This window comes from Ochrobactrum chromiisoli (assembly GCF_026241335.1).
In the GTDB taxonomy this organism is placed as follows: domain Bacteria; phylum Pseudomonadota; class Alphaproteobacteria; order Rhizobiales; family Rhizobiaceae; genus Brucella; species Brucella chromiisoli.
Map to the genome: position 1 here is coordinate 1 of NZ_JAPHAV010000048.1, position 2,299 is coordinate 2,299.

Here is a 2,299-nt window from a genome sequence, read left to right on the forward strand (position 1 = left end):
GTAACCGGGGCAGATTTGTTGGCAGTTCTTTTGATTTTGTTTTTGAGTCGAAGTCAGAAATATCAAACACTGTGCATATCGCGAGTTTCGCATCGATATTTCATGCCTATGGGATTCCTGATTTTGGCAAATCATGATTCTCTTTTGGTATGCCGAAGAGAACGCTTCCCTCGCCCAAGCATGCTGACACGCTTTCACTGAATGCGTTGCGCAGTCTGGTCACAGGTCTGGTTGAGAAAGCAGAACATGCAGAGGCTCGCCTTGAGAATCTGGAAGCTGAGAATGCTGCACTCCGTAAAGAGAATGCCGAGCTCCGTCTGGAAAACACCCAGCTTAAAGTTGAAAACCAACTGCTTCGCGATGAGATTGCACGGCTGAAAAACCTGCCGCCACGGCCACCGTTCAAACCGTCAGGCATGGACAAGGCAACTGACGTGCAGGCTCAGGATAAGCAGGCAAGCAAGAAGAAACCGCGTGGACCAAAGCTGGATGTCGGACGCGTTGACCGTGACGTTGTTCTTCATGCCAATGCTCCGGCTGGATCACGCTTTAAAGGTTACAAAAGCTATTACGTGCGCGATGTTGTTTTGCGCGCTGAAGTTATTCATTACCGGCGCGAATGTTGGGTGACACCGGACGGTAAAACAATTCTTGCGCCGCTGCCTACAGGAATCGTCGGAGGTTACGGACCTAATCTGCGGCGGCTCTGTTTCATGCTTCATGCACAGGGCCAGGTGACGATGGAACGACTATCGACGCTGTTGAACGATATTGGCGTGGATATCTCGAAACGACAGGTTGTTCGTCTGCTGACAAAGAAGATGGATGGCTTTGTGGCTGAGGATGCAGCGGTTCTGCATACAGGTCTGGTGTCAGCCGCTTATGTGACGGTCGACGACACCGGTGCCCGTCATGCCCGCGATAACTTCTATACTACTCATATCGGCAACGCGCATTTTAGCGTCTTTCGAACCACAAAGACGAAATCACGGCTGAACTTTCTGTCGCTGCTGCGTGGCAATTATACCGACTATGTTCTTAACGATGCAGCATTCGAGTATTTGCTGGCGCGTAAAGCGGATCCTGCACTCATAGCCCGCTTACAACCCCGCAAACCACAGCACTTTCCCAATCAGGTGCTATTTCTTGAGCATCTGCTCAGAAATGGCGTCGATATCTTCGATAACAATACGCTCCGCATGTTCGGTGAAGCTGGTCTATGGGGAGCTATCCGATATCACGGGCTTATGGGCAATACGGTGATTGTCTCTGACGATGCCGGTCAATTCCGGGTGGGAGACCATGCCCTGTGCTGGGTCCATGCGGAACGTTTGTTGCACAAACTGATGCCGGCGAAACCACAGCAGGTGAAACATGTTGAAACGCTGCGCAAACTTATCTGGCTCTTTTACAAGCTTTTGAAAGACTTTGCCCGAAGTCCCAGCCGTCGTACAGCCCAGGCCCTTGAAGTCAGGTTCGATCGGATCTTTTCCATCCGCACCGGATATGCTGATCTGGATAAGCTTCTGGCGCGCTTACTGCGCCGTAGACAGGAATTGCTGAAAGTTCTCGAACGACCCGAGATCCCGTTGCACACCAATGCCTCCGAGAATGATCTGCGCAGCTGCGTCACCAAACGAAAAATCTCCGGCGGCACCATGAGCCGGGATGGACGTATCGCCCGCGATACCATGCTCGGCCTTATGAAGACCTGCAAGAAACTCGGGCTTTCCTTCTGGCACTACCTCGGCGATCGGCTTGGTGTATCCACTCAGAAGCCAGCCATTCCGGAGCTTGCAGGCCTCATCATCGCAAAAGCCCGATAGTGTTCATCTTTATCGGCGGCGACCAGGCTTTGTAAATGGAACGACCCGGCCTGCTTTTGTCGGCGCCTCATCTAAAATATGGCGACCAGTCAGGCTCAGCAATGACGGCGAAACGTTCCACTGTTTGTCGCCATCGGTATGTACCGTCACTGTCTTGCGATTACGGCGGATTACAAAACCACGAACCTCGGCACCATCCGGCCCTTCAAACATCACGCCGCTGCCGATCCTGATGTCCTGAAGGGCTACTTCATTCCTTTGCTGCTGCAGAAACTGCAATCTCTCAACGATACGCCGGTTCAGCGCCATCAGCATCGCTTCATCCAGACTATCAATGTCGATCTCAGTCATCCGCGCCTTCTTCAAAATGCAATGGGAAGCAATCTTCTGTCACAGACCGGATTATGGTAGATTGCAAGTCAGCGCGCAATTGCACAGTGAAATAGCACCGCCAACGGATATGCCCCGCTTAC

2 protein-coding genes are annotated in these 2,299 nt (G+C 52.1%); one reads left to right on the plus strand and one right to left on the minus strand.

Features of this window, described 5'->3' with window-relative positions; all coding sequences use genetic code 11:
* Positions 1 to 149 precede the first annotated feature (149 nt).
* Complete coding sequence (locus tag OPR82_RS22660; RefSeq protein WP_265987226.1) at positions 150 to 1,826, plus strand: IS66 family transposase; 1,677 nt, start codon at positions 150 to 152, stop codon at positions 1,824 to 1,826.
* A 9-nt stretch (positions 1,827 to 1,835) separates the two neighbouring features.
* On the opposite strand, the gene OPR82_RS22665 is transcribed toward OPR82_RS22660, so the two are convergent.
* Positions 1,836 to 2,192, minus strand: coding sequence for a hypothetical protein (locus OPR82_RS22665; protein WP_323054581.1), 357 nt, complete (start codon positions 2,190 to 2,192; stop codon positions 1,836 to 1,838).
* Positions 2,193 to 2,299 lie beyond the last annotated feature (107 nt).